The organism is Ruegeria sp. CK2, from assembly GCF_056536585.1.
The window spans coordinates 64,232-83,538 of the sequence record NZ_JBQFPW010000010.1 but is presented as its reverse complement, the minus strand read 5'-3'; the positions used below and the strand labels follow the sequence as shown (position 1 = coordinate 83,538).

At 56.5% G+C, this 19,307-nt stretch carries 20 protein-coding genes; 3 read left to right on the top strand and 17 right to left on the bottom strand.

Features of this window, described 5'->3' with window-relative positions; translation table 11 throughout:
- Positions 1 to 43 precede the first annotated feature (43 nt).
- From xoxF5 to ACR0BU_RS15660, 4 genes are all read right to left on the bottom strand, one after another.
- Complete coding sequence (xoxF5, locus tag ACR0BU_RS15675) at positions 44 to 1,846, bottom strand: lanthanide-dependent methanol dehydrogenase XoxF5 (RefSeq protein WP_299081632.1); 1,803 nt, start codon at positions 1,844 to 1,846, stop codon at positions 44 to 46.
- A gap of 131 nt (positions 1,847 to 1,977) precedes the next feature.
- Positions 1,978 to 2,334, bottom strand: coding sequence for a c-type cytochrome (locus ACR0BU_RS15670; protein ID WP_298936245.1), 357 nt, complete (start codon positions 2,332 to 2,334; stop codon positions 1,978 to 1,980).
- A 58-nt stretch (positions 2,335 to 2,392) separates the two neighbouring features.
- Positions 2,393 to 3,223, bottom strand: a complete 831-nt coding sequence (gene fghA, locus ACR0BU_RS15665) for an S-formylglutathione hydrolase (RefSeq protein ID WP_298936244.1) — start codon at positions 3,221 to 3,223, stop codon at positions 2,393 to 2,395.
- A 1-nt stretch (position 3,224) separates the two neighbouring features.
- On the bottom strand, positions 3,225 to 4,337 hold the full coding sequence (locus tag ACR0BU_RS15660) for an S-(hydroxymethyl)glutathione dehydrogenase/class III alcohol dehydrogenase (RefSeq protein ID WP_480738007.1): 1,113 nt from the start codon (positions 4,335 to 4,337) through the stop codon (positions 3,225 to 3,227).
- A 163-nt stretch (positions 4,338 to 4,500) separates the two neighbouring features.
- On the opposite strand from ACR0BU_RS15660, the gene ACR0BU_RS15655 reads away from it, so the two are divergent.
- Together ACR0BU_RS15655 and ACR0BU_RS15650 are read left to right on the top strand one after the other, a co-directional pair.
- A complete protein-coding gene (locus tag ACR0BU_RS15655) occupies positions 4,501 to 5,115 on the top strand; it encodes a hypothetical protein (protein ID WP_480738006.1) in 615 nt (204 codons plus the stop codon).
- A gap of 31 nt (positions 5,116 to 5,146) precedes the next feature.
- Positions 5,147 to 5,935 (top strand): pentapeptide repeat-containing protein, encoded by a 789-nt coding sequence (locus tag ACR0BU_RS15650; protein WP_480738005.1) that lies wholly within the window; start codon positions 5,147 to 5,149, stop codon positions 5,933 to 5,935.
- A 10-nt stretch (positions 5,936 to 5,945) separates the two neighbouring features.
- Here the strand turns inward: ACR0BU_RS15650 and ACR0BU_RS15645 are convergent, their stop codons facing one another.
- Positions 5,946 to 6,980 carry a quinoprotein relay system zinc metallohydrolase 2 gene (locus ACR0BU_RS15645; RefSeq protein WP_480738004.1) on the bottom strand — a complete coding sequence of 345 codons (1,035 nt, stop codon included), beginning with the start codon at positions 6,978 to 6,980 and terminating at the stop codon, positions 5,946 to 5,948.
- A gap of 122 nt (positions 6,981 to 7,102) precedes the next feature.
- On the opposite strand from ACR0BU_RS15645, the gene ACR0BU_RS15640 reads away from it, so the two are divergent.
- Positions 7,103 to 7,915, top strand: coding sequence for a quinoprotein dehydrogenase-associated SoxYZ-like carrier (locus tag ACR0BU_RS15640; protein ID WP_480738003.1), 813 nt, complete (start codon positions 7,103 to 7,105; stop codon positions 7,913 to 7,915).
- Positions 7,916 to 7,935: 20 nt separating this feature from the next.
- On the opposite strand, the gene ACR0BU_RS15635 is transcribed toward ACR0BU_RS15640, so the two are convergent.
- The 12 genes from ACR0BU_RS15635 to ACR0BU_RS15580 all read right to left on the bottom strand — a co-directional run bounded on the left by ACR0BU_RS15635 (position 7,936) and on the right by ACR0BU_RS15580 (position 19,288).
- Positions 7,936 to 8,262, bottom strand: coding sequence for a hypothetical protein (locus ACR0BU_RS15635; protein ID WP_298936342.1), 327 nt, complete (start codon positions 8,260 to 8,262; stop codon positions 7,936 to 7,938).
- 116 nt (positions 8,263 to 8,378) lie between these two features.
- The gene (locus ACR0BU_RS15630; RefSeq protein ID WP_480738002.1) at positions 8,379 to 9,053 is read right to left on the bottom strand and encodes a hypothetical protein; all 675 of its coding nucleotides are present in this window, start codon (positions 9,051 to 9,053) and stop codon (positions 8,379 to 8,381) included.
- Between the two features lie 33 nt (positions 9,054 to 9,086).
- Positions 9,087 to 11,354 carry a hybrid sensor histidine kinase/response regulator gene (locus tag ACR0BU_RS15625; protein ID WP_480738001.1) on the bottom strand — a complete coding sequence of 756 codons (2,268 nt, stop codon included), beginning with the start codon at positions 11,352 to 11,354 and terminating at the stop codon, positions 9,087 to 9,089.
- Between the two features lie 2 nt (positions 11,355 to 11,356).
- On the bottom strand, positions 11,357 to 12,514 hold the full coding sequence (locus tag ACR0BU_RS15620) for an FIST N-terminal domain-containing protein (protein ID WP_480738000.1): 1,158 nt from the start codon (positions 12,512 to 12,514) through the stop codon (positions 11,357 to 11,359).
- 9 nt (positions 12,515 to 12,523) lie between these two features.
- Positions 12,524 to 13,243 (bottom strand): response regulator, encoded by a 720-nt coding sequence (locus tag ACR0BU_RS15615; RefSeq protein ID WP_298936234.1) that lies wholly within the window; start codon positions 13,241 to 13,243, stop codon positions 12,524 to 12,526.
- A gap of 100 nt (positions 13,244 to 13,343) precedes the next feature.
- Positions 13,344 to 14,543, bottom strand: a complete 1,200-nt coding sequence (locus ACR0BU_RS15610) for a hypothetical protein (RefSeq protein WP_480737999.1) — start codon at positions 14,541 to 14,543, stop codon at positions 13,344 to 13,346.
- Positions 14,540 to 15,214: a hypothetical protein gene (locus ACR0BU_RS15605; RefSeq protein ID WP_480737998.1), complete on the bottom strand. Its 675-nt coding sequence runs from the start codon at positions 15,212 to 15,214 to the stop codon at positions 14,540 to 14,542. The genes ACR0BU_RS15610 and ACR0BU_RS15605 overlap by 4 nt, the downstream gene beginning before the upstream one ends.
- Positions 15,211 to 16,110, bottom strand: a complete 900-nt coding sequence (locus tag ACR0BU_RS15600) for a vWA domain-containing protein (RefSeq protein WP_480737997.1) — start codon at positions 16,108 to 16,110, stop codon at positions 15,211 to 15,213. The genes ACR0BU_RS15605 and ACR0BU_RS15600 overlap by 4 nt, the downstream gene beginning before the upstream one ends.
- Entirely contained in the window at positions 16,107 to 17,069 is a 963-nt protein-coding gene (locus ACR0BU_RS15595) for a VWA domain-containing protein (RefSeq protein WP_480737996.1), read from the bottom strand. The genes ACR0BU_RS15600 and ACR0BU_RS15595 overlap by 4 nt, the downstream gene beginning before the upstream one ends.
- The gene (locus ACR0BU_RS15590) at positions 17,062 to 17,433 is read right to left on the bottom strand and encodes a hypothetical protein (protein WP_299890798.1); all 372 of its coding nucleotides are present in this window, start codon (positions 17,431 to 17,433) and stop codon (positions 17,062 to 17,064) included. Before ACR0BU_RS15590 ends, ACR0BU_RS15595 begins: the two co-directional genes overlap by 8 nt.
- A complete protein-coding gene (locus tag ACR0BU_RS15585; protein WP_480737995.1) occupies positions 17,430 to 18,407 on the bottom strand; it encodes a DUF58 domain-containing protein in 978 nt (325 codons plus the stop codon). The genes ACR0BU_RS15590 and ACR0BU_RS15585 overlap by 4 nt, the downstream gene beginning before the upstream one ends.
- A complete protein-coding gene (locus ACR0BU_RS15580; RefSeq protein WP_480737994.1) occupies positions 18,332 to 19,288 on the bottom strand; it encodes an AAA family ATPase in 957 nt (318 codons plus the stop codon). The genes ACR0BU_RS15585 and ACR0BU_RS15580 overlap by 76 nt, the downstream gene beginning before the upstream one ends.
- Positions 19,289 to 19,307 lie beyond the last annotated feature (19 nt).

The following is a 19,307-nucleotide window of genomic DNA, read 5'->3' as shown; positions in this document are numbered from 1 at the left end:
AGTCTGGCGCGACAATCACGGGCCGCGCCAGACACTATTTGGCTTAGTTCGGCAGTGCGAACACAGTTAGCTGACCACCAAGCGCGGTGTAGTCGCTAAGAGCGGCATAGCCACCCACGGCGCCCAGACCGTCATTCGGATTGGTCAGACCAGCCGCAAGACCAATGCCGGCCCAGCCACCAACACCTGACAGGATGCCAATGTACTGCTTACCGCCATGTTCATAGGTCATCACGTTGCCGATGATACCCGATGGTGTCTTGAACTTGTAGAGTTCTTCACCAGTCTCGGCATGAACAGCCTTCAGATACCCTTCGAGCGTGCCGTAGAACACAACATCACCTGCAGTCGCCAGAGCACCCGACCAAACCGAGAACTGCTCGGGGATCGACCACTTGATGGAACCGTCGGTGTTATCCCAGGCTATGAAGTTCCCCATACCGCCATGGCTATCCGGTGCCGGATACATTGCCAGCGTCGCACCCACATAGGGCTGACCGGCGGTGTAAGACACGCGGAACGGCTCATAGTCCATGCAGACGTGGTTTGTCGGCACGTACATAAGCTCGGTCTTAGGCGAATAGGCAGCAGGCTGTTGGTCTTTGGTACCCAAAGCCGCCGGGCAGATACCGGTCGAGTTTACGTCCTCGCCGTTCTGTTCCGTTGAGTACTGAGCGACCACCGCCGGACGACCATAGGTTTCGCTGTTGGGGTCCATATCGACACCCGTGGTCCAGTTGACCACCGGATCGAATTTCTCGGCTACAAGCAGTTCACCCGTGACACGGTCCATGGTGTACCCAAGACCATTCCGGTCAAAATGGGTCAGCAACTTGCGCTGCTCGCCATCAATTTCCTGTTCCGTTAGGATCATTTCATTGATGCCGTCATAGTCCCATTCATCATGCGGCGTCATTTGATAGAACCACTTGGCCATACCGGTGTCGATATCGCGCGCCATGACAGTCATCGACCAGCGATTGTCGCCGGGCCGCTGCGCCGGGTTCCATGTCGATGGGTTCCCGGTGCCATAGTACATCAGGTTTTCGTCCAGATCGGCTGAATACCAGCCCCAAGTGGTGCCGCCACCGATCTTCCACTGGTCGCCTTCCCATGTGTTGGTTCCGGAATCCGTACCCACTGGTGTACCTAGATGGGTGGTGTTTTCCGGATCAACCAGGATGTCTGAATCCGGACCCATGGAATAGGCACGCCAGACCTGCTCGCCCGAGCTCATGTCGTAGGCTGTAACCGACCCACGCACACCGAACTCACCACCAGAGATACCGACGATGACCTTATCTTTAATAGGCAGCACGGTTGCAGTGTTGGTTTCCCCAATTGCCGGGTCACCATTTTGCACTTCCCAAACGACGTCGCCGGTATTGGCATCCAGAGCAACAAGCTTGGTGTCAGCCTGATGCAGGAAAATCTTACCATCTGCATACGCCACACCGCGGTTCACGGTGTCACAGCACATCACCGGGATAACGTCCGGGTCCTGCTTTGGTTCATACTTCCAAACGATCTTGCCGTCATTGGCCAGATCCAACGCATAGACGATGTTCGGGAACGGTGTATGGACATACATCATGTCACCGATCACCAGCGGAGAACCTTCGTGCCCGCGCAGAACACCGGTCGAGAATGTCCACGCAACCTGCAGATCCCCGACGTTATCGGATGTAATCTGATCCAGTGCGGAATAGCGTTGGTTCTTGTAGTCACCGGTCTGGATCGCCCATTGTTTTGAGTTCTCCATCTGGGAAACCAGGTCGTCATTTGCAAAAGCCGCAGAGGCCAGACAGATGGCGATCCCGGAGGTCAAAAGCGATAGCTTTTTCATTCATTTTCCTCCCTTTGGTGCGGCGTCTTCGCCGCTATGACACACCTCACCCTTGCCGGATTGCGGTGTCTTTACTTGCTCGTCCGTCAAGCCCCTCCTTGGGCTACACGACGGGCGAGCAACTCAGTGTCTCACGAGCCTTCGTCTTCAAAGGTCGCAAGATATGCGATTATGTTGACCCGGTCGTCTTCCTTGCGCAGACCAGCAAAGGTCATCTTGATGCCTTTGGCATAGTCGCGCGGCTTGGTCAGAAACACGTCCAGTTCTTCCGGCGTCCAGACAAGCCCTTCCTCGGACAGCGTCATCAACACCGGAGAGTACCCAAAGCCTTCGACGGTGGCCGCCTGACGGCCCACAATCCCGTTCAGCATAGGCCCAACCTTGTTTTCGGCACCCTCACCAACGGCGTGGCAAGCTTTGCACTTGCGAAACACCTTTTTGCCTGCCTCGACATCTCCTTCGGCGCTTGCAATTACCGGTGCAAGCATCAGACATGCTGCTGATATTACTGTTCTTAACACTCTCGATCTTTCCTTGCTGTTTTCATTAGCTGAGACGCTCGGCGTGCCATGCGACATGGTCCCGCGCAAAACTGTTCACGAAGAAGTACGAATGGTCATAGCCCTGTTGAATTCTGATCTGTCCGGGCTGGCGGCGCTTGGCCATCATATTAGCCAACGCTTCGGGTTTAAGCAGATCCAGGAATTGGTCGTCCGCACCCTGGTCGATTAACAAGTCACCTTTCCACCCGTGCTCTTCCAGCAACAAGGTCGAGTCGTGCTCGGACCAGGTGCTTTCATCATCCCCGAGATAACTACTGAGTTGCTTTCGGCCCCAATCAGATTGCGTCGGATGCGCGATTGGAGCAAAGGCCGAAAGCGATCCGAACAAATCCGCGTTGCGCATGGCGATCGTCAACGCACCGTGCCCGCCCATGGAATGACCAGTGATGCCTTGCTGATCCTGTACAGGAAAGGTCTTCAGAACAATCTCACGCAATTCCTCGACAATGTAATCATACATCCGGAAATGCGACTTCCAGGGTTCACGCGTCGCATTGACATAGAACCCGGCCCCTTGCCCAAGGTCATAGGCGTCATCATCCGCCACGGTGCTTCCGCGCGGGGACGTGTCCGGGAAGATCACCGCAACGCCGTAATCTGCAGCTGCCTCTTGGAAACCACCTTTGGTCATGGCGTTTTCGTGGGTGCAGGTAAGACCAGACAAATACCACAACAGCGGAACAGGCCCTTGCTTGGCCTGCGGGGGCAGATAAATTGCAAAGGTCATCTCACAATCGCAGGTCTCCGACTGGTGGGAATAGACGGTCTGTTCCCCCCCGAAACTGCGATTCTGTGTGATGACCTTCAGATCCATATCAGTACTCCACGACCGCGCGGATCGATTTGCCCTCATGCATCAGGTCAAACCCGTGGTTGATCTCATCAAGACTCAGCTTGTGGGTGATCATCGGGTCGATCTCGATCTTGCCGTCCATGTACCAATCGACGATCTTTGGAACATCGGTACGACCCTTCGCCCCGCCAAAAGCTGTTCCGCGCCAAGAGCGCCCCGTCACCAGCTGAAATGGCCGGGTCGAGATTTCGGCACCAGCTGGTGCAACACCAATGATGATGCTTTCACCCCACCCTTTATGGGCGCATTCCAAGGCCGTCCGCATCACGCCGACATTGCCCGTCGCATCAAACGTGTAGTCCGCGCCGCCGCCTGTCAGCTCGACAAGATGCGCAACCAGATCACCGTCAATGGTCGAAGGGTTCACGAAATCGGTCATGCCGAAATGCTTCGCCATCTCAGCTTTGCCGTCGTTCAGGTCAACTCCGACGACCTGATCACTGCCAGCCATGCGGCAGCCCTGAATAACGTTCAGGCCAATTCCGCCTAAACCAAAGACCACACAGCGCGACCCGATTTCGACTTTTGCGGTGTTGATCACCGCGCCGATGCCGGTCGTGACGCCACACCCAATATAGCAAATTTTGTCAAACGGCGCATCCTTGCGCACCTTTGCCAACGCGATCTCGGGCACCACGGTGTGGTTGGCGAAGGTCGAACACCCCATGTAGTGATGGATCGGCGTTCCGTCCAACATGCTGAACCGGGTGGTTCCGTCCGGCAGCAGTCCCGCACCTTGTGTAGCGCGCACTTTCTGACACAGGTTTGTCTTTGGATTCAGACAGTATTCGCATTCCCGACACTCAGGCGTGTAAAGCGGAATGACATGATCGCCAACTTCAAGGCTGGTGACACCCTCGCCAACCTCAAGCACAACACCTGCGCCTTCATGGCCCAAAATCGCGGGAAAAATACCTTCGGGGTCATCGCCCGAACGGGTAAATTCGTCAGTATGACAAAGGCCAGTCGCCTTGACCTCGATCAGGACCTCACCGGCCTTGGGGCCTTGCAACTCAACCTCCATAATTTCAAGAGGTTGCCCTGCCGCCACAGCAACTGCCGCGCGTGTTCTCATGTTAATCTGTCCTCCCATTCCCGAACACAAATAGAATCCGGGTGTTTAAGCCGAGTATGGCGGCTGGCACGCCGTTCAAACAATTAAGACAATGGTGTGTATTGGGTTGAATGGACTAAACGCGCAGGTTTCGGGCATAGTGTCAGTGTGGAGGAGACCCGCGATGTCGATCGGCAAGCATATCGTGATGGCGTTGGCTTGGTTCAGCGTGGCAAATCCCGGCTTTGCCGCGGATTTTTCCGACCCAACCTGGCCCTGCGTGCAACGCAAGGTCGAGGATTTGTCGATGGGGCTGATGTGGCCGCACCCGGTCAACGGCACTAATACACCTGAGCTTCGGCCCGAGATTGACGAAATCGCTGGTCTACTGGCCCTGCGCCGCATTGAACTGGACGAGTTACAGCCGCAGGTGGCTGCGTTTGCGGCGCGCAATGAAGGTAATCCTGATGTTCTTGGGCTGGTGTTTCAACAGGTTTTCGACACCCTTTCGGACCGACGTAAACGGATCATCGGCGGAATAGGAGAGTTCTCGCTGAAGCAGATTGATCTGGCCAGCCAGATTGACCTGGCTCGCGCAGAAATGGATCAGGCGCTAACCGCTGAACCGCCCGATTACGACACGGTCGACGCGCTTGAGGAACAACTGGATTGGGATCAGCTGATCTACACGGACCGCCAACGATCAATAACCTATTTGTGCGAAACCCCCCAAATCATCGAACGCCGTCTGTTTTCCATTTCCCAGATGTTGCAACAACTTGCGGCGGATCAGGGGTAGAACATAGTCGGCCACAAGAAGGAGAACATAGATGAAATTCTTGATCGTTCTTCAGGCGGCCTTATTCGCGCTCTTGCCCTTACCAACCCTTGGCCAAAGCGTGCTGAGCGGCGTTGACATGACCCTGCCCAAAATGACGCAAGCGCAATTGACCCGCGCCGACGTAATCTCACAGCTGGACGCAGCAACACTGGATAGCCCCGCTGATTTCACCCGCATTTGGCTGAACAATCTGGATCTTTCCGAGTTGGATTTCGGCAATGCAGTTCTGCGCGCAACGTCGATGAACGGTACAAACCTGTCTGGGTCGAACTTTGATGGCGCGGTCCTTAGCCAGGCGTGGATGATCGGCGCAAACCTGACGGGTGCCTCACTTGTCGGGGCGGAACTGTTTCAGACACAGCTTGGCCGGGCAGATCTGAGCAACACGGATTTCACCAATGCCAGAACTGCCGCCGACTTTACCAAAGCCAACCTGACAGGTGCGATTTTTCGTGGGGCTGATTTCTCGGCTGATATGCGAAATCAATCAATGGGCCTGATGCGCGGCGTCCTGACATCGGCGCGTGGCAGTAATGTTGATTTCACCGGCGCCCTTATGTCTCGGGCCGATCTGGAATTTGCCAAACTGCCCGGAGCGAATTTTACCGACGCCGATATGTCGATGACCACGCTGGGCGGCGCTGACCTATCCGGCGCAATTCTGACAGGGGCCGATTTCACAGATGCGGACCTGACAGCCACCCAGCTAGTTGATGCGCAAGGCTTGGACCAAACCAATCTGGATGCCGCTAAGAATCTGGATCGCGCTTTGCAGTGAGAGCGGAGTGCTATTCCCACTCAAGTTCGGTAAACGCAACGGTCGCGTTGCGAGGGTTATAAGCGTCAAAAAGATCCCAGTGTTCCGCCTCGCTTTCGGCGATCGTTTCCACCGCGTCGCCCAGCCGTTGACCCTGATCAAGGGCAGCGCGGGTATCTGTTTCGAGCACGTTGAGGTAACGCAACATATCCGTTGCCCCGTCTGGCCAGTCCAAAACCGGGCCGCCATGTCCCGGAACAATCTGCTTCACCTGCATCTCGGTCATTTCGGTCAGAACCTCTTTCCAACCGATTAACCGCCCATCCAGTGCCGGGGTGTGTTCATGAAAAACCAGATCGCCAGTGAACAAAATGCCGGAACCTTGATCCAATACGGTCAGATCGGTTCCGGTATGCGCTGTGGGCCAAGTGCGGAGCGTCAAACTTCGATTCCCCAGATCAATCTCGTCTTCTGCGTCCACCGATTGGTCGACCGTGATTGATCCCACTCCGATCAATTCACTGGCGCCTATCAAACTGCTCAGGCTTTCAACATAGTTGAGACGCCGATCCAGTAATGCGCGTTCCAGCCCGGGATGGGCCACAACCAATGCCCCTGCTTGCGCCAAAGGTGCTGTGCCCAGCACATGATCGGGGTGCATATGCGTCAAGATCACGTGGCTGACTGGTTTTTCCGTTCTTTCCCGGATAGCGCGCCAGATCCCCTCGCCCATCCAGGGGGCGGTGCCCGTGTCAATCACCGCGACGCTGTCGTCGCCAATCACAAACCCTATATTTGAAACATCCCCAAGATTGGCTGTGTCCGGCTCTTCGATGCGCCCACGATGCACATAAACACCCGGAGCAACCTCAGAAAAATCCAAAGCTTTGCCAACGGGTTGGCACCGCGCAGTACCCTTAGTCTGATCCAGGTTTAACGAAGGCGGATCAGCCGCAAGGCCTTGTTCGCATATTGCCTGCGTTTCAGCCTCATAGCCCGGCAAAAGTTGCTCTCGACAGGGCCCGGCGGTGACCTCAAGACACACCGCAATCACGGCTTCAAACATGGCTCATCCTCCGCTTTGGACCTTGGCACACTCAATCGTGAACACCACACAGCCTTTGGTCGGCGTATATTTTATTGGGGTTTTGTGGCATATTCCTCGAACCGGTTGCCGGAGGAAACAACATGGCCAGACTTTTTGCACCCGCTGTGGTGCTTTCATTGACACTGTCCCTGCCCGTTTGGGCGGAGCAGTCGGTCAAGAACCCTCTCACAGAAAGCGAGACCTGGCAGGACCTGCAATATGACGTCGTAGGAGACGCGCAAATTGGCGAAGCCGACGCGCTTTTGACGCTGGACGCCCCCTACCGGGCCCATGATGCAGCCACCGTGCCAATTGTTCTGAAACAACTTGATCCCGATGCGCAGATCACTGCGGCAACGGTTGTGATCGACGAGAACCCGGCCCCCGTTGCTGGCGTGTTTTCATTTTCGCCAGCCATGGGCGAGTTGGATTTTGAAATGCGGGTCCGCGTAAACCAGTATTCCAACATTCGCGTCATCGCAGAAACGCCGGATGGTCTGCATATGACCGGCCGATTTGTCAAAGCGTCGGGCGGATGTTCAGCCCCGGCCAGCAAAGACCCCGAAGTTGCGCTGGCGTCGATGGGAAAGATGAAGTTGCGCAGTTTCGGCGAAGCAGCGCAAATCTCGACGCCCCGTCGTGAGGCTCAGATCATGATCCGCCACCCGAACTACTCGGGTTTGCAACGTGATCAGGTGACGCAGCTGTTTATTCCAGCGCATTTCATCGACCACATCGAAGTCTGGCAGGGTGAAGAGCTGCTGTTCACAATGGATGGTGGGATTTCGATTTCTGAAAACCCGGCGTTTCGCTTTGCCTATAACGACAACGGAACAACGATGTTCACGGTAAAGGCCACAGATACCGAAGGAAACAATTTCGAAACCGATTTGCCTAAATCAGCGTCTAGCTGACGCTACAGCCTAAGTCTTGTTCAGAAACAAACTACCTCGGCCTCGGCCTGCGCGCGGCGCAGGTCTGCCACCATGTTTTCGGCGAGAACCGCACTTTTGAAGAACGCCATGCGTTCACCGCCAACCCGCCGCATGGAAAGAACCGTTTCTGCTTGTTCATATCTTTCATAGGGCAGGATCGAGGCGATCAGATCAATTGAACAGGAACACCGGTCCAGCATTTCGCGGGTCTGACCATTGGTGACCATGCAGGCAAAAACGTAATCCGCGCGGGCGGCCGTTGGGTAATCGTTTAACCGTTCGGCCACACTTTGGGCTTGCGCCGCGATCGGCCATCCAGCGCACATAATCGCAAGGGCACATACACCTTTTTGAAACAGGTTGGAGACCAGCAGCGAGCTGGCATTACGCGATCTTTTACGGCGCGTCTCAAGTGTGTTCCGGCTGAAAGACGTTGCCTGAGTCATTCCTGACCCTCCTGCAAACCCTCAAATGTCATCTCCGAGCGGTAGACAGCATCGTCGGCACCCTCGGGCCCTGTTTCCGCCACCAGCCGCAGATACCAGCCGGGAACCTCCTCTGACACCGTCACGCTCAGCACCAGATCACCAAATCCCTGCATCCGATCCCGGTTTGGATCCTCTGCAAAGGGGCGCATGCGGATGGTTCGGACAGGCACGGTTTCCCCGTCAACAACTGCTTCACCAGCCTCCACTTCGGCGGGTTGGACCAACGCATCCTTCACACGGTTGCGAATGTAGAATGGGCTGCCTCCGGCCGCCTCGGCCATGTCGCGAATGGTGCTTTCATAAAACACCATGATCATCGGGTTGCCGACACTGGCCGGAAACACACCCATGGCGCGGTGCTTTTCATCCTGCCGAAACTCCAAGCGGGCCATCTCGCTGCCATCATCGGCAAAACTCAGCGCAATATCGCCGGTGTCCCGTTGGGCAGCTTCAGGTTTTAAGTTGTTTGTGACCGTGCGCTGATAAACCAGCTCTTTGTCCCGGTCTATCTTGTCCAGAACGCCTTCCTGAAACAACAAGTCATAAGCCTGCTCGCCATCTACCGAGGCCCCAAAGACCGGATAACAACTCAGGGCGGATGTGATCAGCCCAAATAGTAATGTCCTCATGAGTCTTCACCTCCCTGTTTTGAGAGTACGTCCTTAACCACCTGAGTCACCGCCGACTTTTGTCGGTGTCGAAGCCATGCCTGTCAGGTCACGATGCACTTTCCACACGATCAGCGACCGCAATCGCGACAGTTTAACCGGTTTGGTCATGACCGACACATCATGCCTTAGTCCCGCATGGCGCAGGCTTTCGCTCCGATCCGCAGTGATCAGAATGGCCGGAACGTGGGTCTGGGTCTTCTCTCGGATCTGACGAATAGCGTTGACGCCTGTATCACCATCATCAAGCTGATAATCGGCAAGAATAATATCCGGCGGCATACCCATGTCGGTCACAAATCGCATCGCTTCTTCAGTGGATCGGGCCGGCAGAACGCTTGCACCGTTTTGTTCCAGCCAGAGCGTGGTACCAAAAAGCACGTCTTTGTCATTTTCAATGACAAGAGCGATGTGATCCAGTGACATGTCATCTGTATGCGGCAGCAGATCCAGCGGCTCGATCGCGCCCCGATCCGCCTCTACCCTGTCCATTTCAATACTGAACACCGACCCAACGCCCGGTTTTGACCGCAGCGACAGTTTGTGACCCAGCAAGCGGCACGCCCGATCCACAACGGAAAGCCCAAGCCCCATACCGGACCCAAACGTTACGTTGTCGGCCCGGGTGAATTCTTCAAACACCCGGGCCTGATCTTTTCGGGCGATACCAATGCCAGTATCCCAAACCTGAACAACAATCTTGTCACCACGACGACGACACCCCACAAGCACCCTACCGCCGGGCTCGGTATACTGAATCGCGTTCACCACCAGATTCTGAATGGACCGCAGCAGATAAACGGAATCTGAATGCACAAATTCCGAGCACGACACCACATCCAGCCGCACGTTGTTTTTCTCGGCGACCAGCGCCTGGTCGCCATGAATGCCTGCGATTACCGATGCAAGGCTGACACTGGTTGGAGAAACCGTATCCGGATCGGCCGTTTCCAGACGCGAGATATCAAGCAGCGAATGCAATAGCTGTTCGGCCGATCCAAAGGCGCCATCCAGACGATCCATCATTTCATGCAGATCGGTGTCGCGTGTGATCTCCATAAGTGTCGAGATCATCAGCTTTGCGGCATTGATCGGCTGCAAAAGATCATGGCTGGCCGCCGCCAGAAACCTAGTTTTTGATGAAACCGCTGCCTCCGCTCGTTCTTTGGCGACCCTCAAAGCTTCCTCGACACGTGCCTTTTCTTCATACTCGCGGATCAGTTTTTCATTCGCCCGCGTCAACTCGGCTGTCCGTTCCATCACACGGTTTTCCAGTGTCTCGGTTGCCCGCGCTTCTAGTGTGACGTCCTTCAATTCAACAAGAAAACCACCATCCGGCAGCTGGTTGGCCTGAATGTCCAGAACGCGATCAGCCCCGTCGCGAACCCGTTTGCGCAACCAGCCTCTGCTTTTGAGCTCGTGCTGCCATTTCCCAACCTTCAGTTCGTCATCTGCCTTGATCAAGCCACGGGCCCGCATGAGATCCAGAAGGTTTTGCACCGGCATGCGAGGGCGGAGTAACGGGTGCGGCAAGTTCAAAATCTCGCGAAACCGCGCATTGTGCATCATGATCTCAGTGTCAGCAGAAAATGTGCAAAGGCCCGAACTCATGTTCTGAAAAACCGCCTGCAGATAGTCTTCCTGACGGTCGATCAGGGTTTCTTTTTCGTCGCGATTGCGACGTACAACCGAAGTAATATCGGTCAACAGAATAACAACGTTTTCGGTCGATGTGTATTGGGCGCTCAGCTTATACCAACGGTCGCCCAACAGCTCGATCACCTCGCTGGACACAAGGCCTGTGTGGCAATTGCTGAGCAACGTATCCAGCATGTCCGACACACCCCGGTCTGACGATACAAACTGCCCGCTGTTTTGAACCAAGGTGAAAAACTGCGCCAGATCCAGACCAGGTGACACAAGCTCGGGAACGTCGGGAAAGATTGTTTGGAACAGATCGTTGCACAGATTTAACTGACCGTCAGTGAACAGCGCAAACCCTTCTTCCATTGAAGACAGCGCTTTGACCAGGCTTTTGCGCGTCTGCTCCCGCTCATACCGCGCGCTTTCCAGCTCGGTCGTCGCCCGTTCCAGATCCCGGCTTTGCTCCATAACCCGTTGCCGCAATTCAATGGCGGACTGAAAGGCACGGAACGCTGACGGGCCGACATCTTTCTGGCGGTTGGCCCGTCGCACCAGCGCATCAATGATCTTGGCCTGCTTGGCAATTTGAAGTTCTGCAGGATCTTCCGGGTTCAGCATGGTCAACTCAGATCCCGCTTTTCCGGTTCGAAAAAGGCGACCCCGACAAATGTCTGGTTCATATGAACACCGGTTTGCTGTTCGCCATATGTGTTGAACCCGATCACGCGTCTGGACTGCAAGACGCCAGACACCTGCCTGCTCAGCTGTTTCTGTTCGATCTCCAGTTTGCGCAGCACACAATCGAAGCCCAGGATAAAATCAGGTGAGTTCCCGGCAGGATCATGAATGTTCAGCCCCGCCTCAAGCGTCTCAATAATCTCTTTGCCGCGCCCCAGTGTCATGATCAGACCGTCATCAATTGCGGCCATGAAGGACAGGGCGCACCCATCGGTCACTTCGCGGATCGCCCGCACGTAGTAGTTCAGGTTCTGACGCAGCAACATCGGGTTTTCCGCAAAGACCTGCGGCGACAACTGGTCCGCCGGACATCCAACAAGCCGCGCGTATTCCAATGCAGCGGGCGCACCGTTGATCTCATAGACCAGCCGCTCTTCCGGGTCGGCATCCGTAATGATGATCTCCGATCCGATTGGTAAGAAATGATCAAACCCAATGCCTTGAAAATGCAGATTTGTTTCGATCAGCAGGAGCACCGCAGCATTGGTACGCGCTTTGCCGCCATGCAACACAAACGTCTCTTCATATTGCAAGCCGTCACCGGCAGAGCCACCAAAAATCGGCAATCCGTCGAGAACGGTTTCCAGCGTGGATACAAGCAAATCCTCTTGTTTGGACAACCCGTCCGAAAACATCAGGGCCAGTCGGTTCCATCCAGCGGTATGGCGGAATTTTTCCGCTTGCCGCTGTGCCTGCGCTGCAATCTCGGTAGAGTTCAGGGGCTTAATGTTCTCAAAAAGAATTGATGAGCACCGAAAATTTGCCTTCGGAAAAGAAAGCAATAACAGTGCATCAGATTCATATCCGTTTTCCGTAATCTGGCCTGCGGTGGTGCACCCGAAAACCGGTACTCCGGCCAATTTTCGGGTCAAACACTGAGTTACTTCCGCCGGATCAAGCCCGTTGGGAATGAACGCCAGCACGAAACAGGACAAATCGCTGTTAAAATCTGCGCATGCTTCATTGACAGCAGCACTCGGATCCGAGGCCTGAGAGCGGCCGATTCCGATACTTTGTGGTCCATGCTTCAGATCTCGCATTGGCAGCCCTTAGTGTTGCAGAAAGGTTTTCACCTCCGGTTCATGTCGTGTCTGCCGTGCCAGAACCGAGTCGACTAAAACAGCAGCCTGAGTTCTGTTGCGAACACCAAGGCGGCGCAGCAACGCCGTGATATGCGCCTTTACGGTAGCTTCGGCCAGAGTCAGCTCATAAGCGATCTGTTTGTTCGATTTGCCAACGCAGATAAGCTTCAGGATACGCACCTGTTGCGGCGTCAGTGTCGAGAGTTCCGGGCTTGATTGATACACGTTGCTTTCAGGTGCCGGCACCTCATCCACGCGGCTGTATTCGGGAGGGACATATTTGCGCCCGGCTGCGATCTCGCCAACGACGAATTTTAACGTCTGCGCCGAAGCGTCCTTAGGCAAGAACCCCATCGCACCATGGTCAATCAGCGAACGCACCAGCTCGCTCGAAGCAAGGGAAGAGATCACCAAAACCGGTGCAGCAGGCCACCGTTCCCGCAATTGTTGAAACCCGGAAATGCCCGTCACGTCAGGCAGCTTCAGATCGAACATAATCAGGTCGGGTTTGAAACCGCTGCTTAGCACTTCGAAAGTTTGTTTTAGCGTTCTGGCTTTTTCGATGCGGCAATTCTCAAAACTCAACTGCAGCGCGGCCGCAAGGGCGTCGCCATAAAGTGGATGATCATCCACGATCAAAACGCTGGACACGTTGTCCACCGTTTTGGGGTCTCCCACCGTATACATTTCTTCTCCTCCGCAGGGAAAGGTACAGCAATTCTGTGCCGTTTCAACTGTTTCAGGAAGAAACCGGATGCCAACATGTCGTTGCAACTTCAAAACTTGTTTACTGTTTCAACCCAGCGCGCAGGAACAGCCGCGCAAAGCGCATCAGATTAGGTTCATCGGATTTAGGGTCGAAATAGCGACGGTCGAAATCCCTGATCAAATCCAGGCGCTGTTGTGTCAGGCCATCGCGCCGGGCCATCGCGGTCGCTGCCTGACGTAACCCAGCTGCCTGACCTTTTCTCGCAAATCGCCGCAAACGACGCGCGAGGGGATCGAACATGCCAAAGCGTTGCAACGCGCCTAAGCCAGTCAACCTGCGGCCAGACAAACCCAACCCAACAACCGCGACAAATACCACAACCGCCAGCACCGCGGCCGGCCAGCTGGGTAACCTGGCTGCGGACGGCAGAGGTGCCAGCTGAGACACCGCACTTTTCGCCTTTCCGCTGACCGACCCATAGGCAATCCGTTGCGCGGAAATGGTGACCGCCCTTTCTTCGCGCGCAACCGTGTCAAAGTAACTGAATTGCAAAGGCTCTACGATACCGGACACCTCATTGGTTGGCCGTATCGTCCACCGCCAGAAAGCGTAGGTAACAGGACCTTCCGGGGTCAACTCTACCAACCGTTTCTCGGGATGCGCAAAGATCATTGCAGAAGGCGACTGCAAGTCAGGCATGGGTGGGATCATCTCGGGCGTCGCGCCCAATGCCTCGAGCCGGATGACACGCAACACGCCTTCGCCGGGTGACAGCTGATCCGGCGCATTGGACCATTGATCCGAGATCTTCAGGTTGCGCACCGGAAACCACCAATCCGTTGTTGCCGGGGCTTCGGCCACGTCGATGGTTAAAGGTTCCGATTGGATTTCATGTTCGAACCAATCATCACTTTCATCTGTCAAAGTCAGCCGGTGCGTGAACCGCCCTATCGTCAGCGCTCCGGGCCGCACTGGATAGATTGCCATGCGTCTGGTGAGCACTTTGAACTTCCGACCATTGATACGTTCCTCGGACCAGTTGTCCGGACCTAGCTGCGCCCAGCTAAACCCATCAAAATCCGGCTGGATCAGCTGTTCTCTTGTGATGTGTCGGCGATAGACGCCGCGGATGGTCAACAAGATCATCTCATGCGTGAAACGGGCTTCTGTACCGTCTTCGACCGACACTTCAATCGAAAGATCCGATGGAAGCACCGTTTTTGACTGCGCCAGCACCTGCAAGGGCATCGTCAGACAGAGCAGGACCAGCCATTTCATAGCGGATCCTCCGGTTCAGGGGGTGTTAAACCCAGTTTCTCACGGCGCTTATGTTCCTGCGCAATCCTGGCGGCCATGAATTCGCCGGGCACGTCGGACAATTGATTAAGCCAACGCTCATCCGCGACCATGAATTTGTCATCAAAAATCCGGCGCACACCCAGGCGCCCACGACTGTCCAGTTCGGCCAGTCCCAGCATCGTGTTGGAGTTGGTCACATCGCTGCCCGTCCCCGCCGCGCGCGCATCCCCGCGCGCAATGAAACTGTCGGCTTTGGGGCCTTCCTTGCGCTCAGGAAACAACCCAAGTGCCGCCGGATCGATCTGCAGACCTGCAAAATATGCGGCCACCACGTCGAAATTTGCCTGCGCGTCAGGGTCACCTGATTGTATGGCCTGATCGTAAGCTTCAAGCCCGGCGGCAATACGACCGCCAAACACCTCGGCATTGCCGAAGTTGTACAGATCGCCTGCTTCTTTGAAAGCCAGCGCAGCAGCATTGAAGTCCTGGGCACGATACAACGCCACGCCTCGCCAGTCTGGGTCCTGAAACACCCGCGCAGAAAACGTGTTGAACCCAAGCGCCAGCGCAACCCGTCCGAAAGGCGCCGCGCCACCCAAAGCGTAGGCCAGCGAGATCAACGCAACGGCAAAGATGGCGCACCATTTCATGGCTGGTCCCTCCAGAACAAAAACAACAGCGGGAACAGTGCCAGTACAAGAAGATATCGCCCCAAATCGTACCAGAACAGAACCGGATAGTCGGCTTTCTCAAGCCGTATCGAAGCATCATCGGACAGCCACCACCCCAGATCATCCGTCTGATCTAAGGTGAAAACGGCTCCGCCACCCGCTTTGGAATGGGTATCTGCCTGCGCATCGTTTTCACTAAGAACGACCAAAGACACCCGTGCGCCGCGCTCAGCCAGCGCGGCTGTTTGTTGCAGCGATGCGGGCCCCAAACCTGCACCATCGGTGAACAGCACCACATCACCGGCCAGTATGCCTGCCTCTTCGATCCGTTGCCGGGCCAGGGCCAGGGCCCGCTCGGGGCGTGAGCCTTTGTCGGGCACCGTTTCCGCGCTGATCAGTGAAAAGGTCTGACCCAGTTGGCGGTGATCCGTTGTCATGTCGGTTGCTACATAGGCGTCACCACCGAAGACAATGATCCCACCGGGTCGGGACCCCAGTGCACCCACCCCAAACCGGCCCATGGTCAACATCTGCGGCCAGCGTTCGTCATCTGTCACACTTGCGGATGCGTCTACTAAAAACAAAACGCCATCCAGATTGCGATAGGTCTGAGCGTCGCGCCGCTCAAAAGCTGGCCCTGCAAGCGCGACCAGACAAATCCCTGCCGCCGCCAAAAAGGCAATCGGAGCCAATGATATCGAGGACCCTTCGACCCGACCGATAGCGACCATGGCCTTCATAAGCACCGGGTCTGTCACTTTATCCCAATTCCCAAAACCCGGGACGCGGGTCAGGACCCACCACGCCAAGACGGCCAGCCCAGGCAACAAGCCTAGCCACAATGGTCGCAGCAGAGTGACATCCCAATCGCTCATGCCACCTGCCTCCATGTCGCCAACAAAGCCAGTGCGGCGGCCAACGCCGCAGGCCAAACCCAATAGTCACGGTAGATTTCAGCAGACAGGCCAGCACTGTCGGTGGCTTCCAACCGATCCAGCGCTTGCGTTACCGCGACCAGATCGTCGGTTGTCTTCACCCTAAAACTCTCGCCGCCGGACACCTGGGCGATTGCCCGCAAGGTTGTGGCGTCCACAACGCCGCGTTCCCCGACCTCGGCGCTTTCCAAATCCTTTGGCCCCAGCGCGATGGTGTGAACGCGCACGCCCATATTGGCAGCCAATTCTGCCACGCCACGGGGGTTGGTCGCACCTGCATTGTTGACGCCGTCCGATAGCAGGATCACGACCCGAGACGCCGCTTGACTGTCGTCCAATCGTTTCAGTGCCAGACCCAGCCCATCCGAGATATTCGTTGCCCGCCCCGAGATGCCAATGCTGGCCTCTTCGATCCGGCGCGCGACGGCTTCGGTGTCAAAGGTGAATGGCGTGGCATAGTAAGCCTCGGAGCCGAACACGATCAGCGCTACCCGGTCGCCACCTCTGCGCCGGGCAAAATCAGCACCTACCGTTGTTACAGCCTCAAGCCGGGTAATCGGCTGCCCATCCAGGAAAAAGTCGTCTCGCACCATCGACCCGGACAAATCAAGCACGATGGCCAGATCCCGACCCGACACCTTCAGGGCGCTGACCGGCGTCAATTCACGCGGGCCGGACAAGGCGAACACAATCAGAGCCCAAATGCCCCAAAGCATCAACCTGTCCAGAACAACGGCGCGGCGCGGGTCTCGCCTTGGGCTGGCGTCCATCAGCATCCCGCCGATGCGATCAGGCACCGGGAAACCGCGTTCCAATACAGGGCGTCGTGTCAGAATACGCGCGATCAACCAAGGCAATGGCAGCAAGACCAGCATCAGCGGATCGGCAAGTTCATACACGGCGCGCGACCTCCTCCTCTAGCTGGTGCAGATTTGGTCCACCATCAGGGCGGTACAAGTCGCCTTTAAGCGCAGCATAACGCGCAGCATCCTGATGCCGCAACTGGTGCAAAAGGGCGACCCTGCGACGCGCCTGGGTCCATTCAGACATGTCCGGGCTTGCCTCATTGCTGTCAGCAGATCGGTCCCGGCTGCGCTGGACGCTCAGCAAACGCAATAAGGCCACGACACAAAAGGCGGCTAATGCTGCCACACCCGCTGACAAGGCCAGTTCAGCCAGAACCCCGCCGGCGGCGTCGGGAGGCAAGCGAATGTCCCTGAGGCTTGCCAGCATTGTGGCTTCGGACAGTGCTGTTTCGCTCATGCCGCATATCTTTCCGAGAACGCCGCCGAGATGCGACGCCCCGTTGTATCAATGGGATCGCTTGCATTCAGAACCAAGGCCGGATGTGCATCGATTTTTTGGTAGATGTCGCTGTCTTCCGGCTCGGTCCCATCCAGATAAACGCGTTTTTGCTGACCATCGGAAAACCGTATCGGATACCAACCCCGCGGCATTTCGCGGGTCTTGCGCTCGGTGATCAGAACAAGCCGCGGGCTGCGGCGATGCGCCAGCTGATCCAAACGGTCGGCCAGAGCGTCGCCAGGCTGATCAAACCCCGAAGCGATGATGATTTCGGAACCGGGTGGTGTTAGACGTTCGGCACTGGTCAGCGCCTGTGCTAGTGTGCGGCCTTCGTCCTGCCCGGCTTGTATGGCTGTCAGGCTGCTGGCATGGGCCTGAACCAAACCGCCTATTACGTCCAGCATGCCACGGGTTCTACCACGAGGTGGAATGATGACAGGCGTGTCCGCAGTGATTGCCAACAACCCGACACGCCCGCCGCTTTCGATCAGATGCCAGCCGATCAGAACTAACGCTTCGGCGGCCGCGACGGACAGAAAGGCGCGTTGCATCCCCCAAAGCATCGGCGCGCGAAAGTCCGCGACCAGCAGGGATACCCTGTCCCGCTCCTCTTGAAACTGGCGGATATGCAGGCGCCCGGTGCGCGCGGTGGTGCCACGATCGAGATGACGTATGTCGTCACCCGCCACGTATTCCCGCACATCTGCAACCTCGACACCCTGCCCGCGTTTGCGGGTCAGGAACCCTCCGGGCAAGGCCGCGACTGGCGGCTTTGCATAGGCCGACAACGCCACGCGCCGCAGCCCAATCAAGGCCTCAGACGACAGGCTCACTCCCGCGTGTGACAGTGCCTCGGTCACAACGGTTCGACCGTTTTCAGGATGTCCGCCACCAATTCTCGCGGTTTGCGACCATCCGCAACCGCCCGCCATGTCAGAACCATCCTGTGCGCCAACGCATCCGGTGCGACGGCCGCTACATCTTCGGGCAACGCAAAGTCACGGCCTCTTAGATACGCTCGTGCCCGTGCTGCTGAGGCCAGTGCCAGCGATCCACGCGGCGAAACAGCATGCTCGACATGAATGGCAAAGGAACCTTCTCGTGTCGCGGAGACAAGCCGCACGATATAGTCTCGCAACTCGGGTGCGAGATACACGGCGCGGGCTTCTGCCTGTGCCAGGCGAAGCTGGTCCAGCGTCATTCGCTGAATGTCCGGTGGGCCATCCTGAGTCTCGGCAATCACCAGATCCAGAATCTGACGCTCGGTCTCCAGATCCGGCAAGCTTAGGACCACGTGCAACAGGAACCTGTCCAGCTGCGCCTCTGGTAAGGGGAATGTTCCGTCATGCTCGATCGGATTCTGCGTGGCGATGACCAGAAAAGGATCTGGCAGCGGATGTGTTTGGTTGCCAACTGTAACCTGATGTTCAGCCATGGCCTCCAACAAGGCCGATTGCACCTTGGGCGGAGCCCGGTTGATCTCATCAACCAAAACCAGAGTGTGAAAGACCGGCCCCGAAACAAATTCAAACCGACCATCCTGCGGTTGATACACCGGCGTGCCGGTCACGTCGGACGGCATCAGATCGGGCGTACATTGGATACGGGCAAAGCTGCCCTCTACGGCATTTGACAACCACTTCACTGCTCGGGTCTTGGCCAGCCCCGGCGGGCCTTCGACCAGCAAATGGCCGCCTTCCAGCAAGGCGATCAGCAGGCATTCGACCAAATGTTCATGCCCGACGAGCCCTTGTGAAAGGTATCCGGACAACCCCGCGACGGCGCGCGGCGGGTTTTCTGGTCTGGTGTCCATTTGTCCTCCCTGCGGCCCG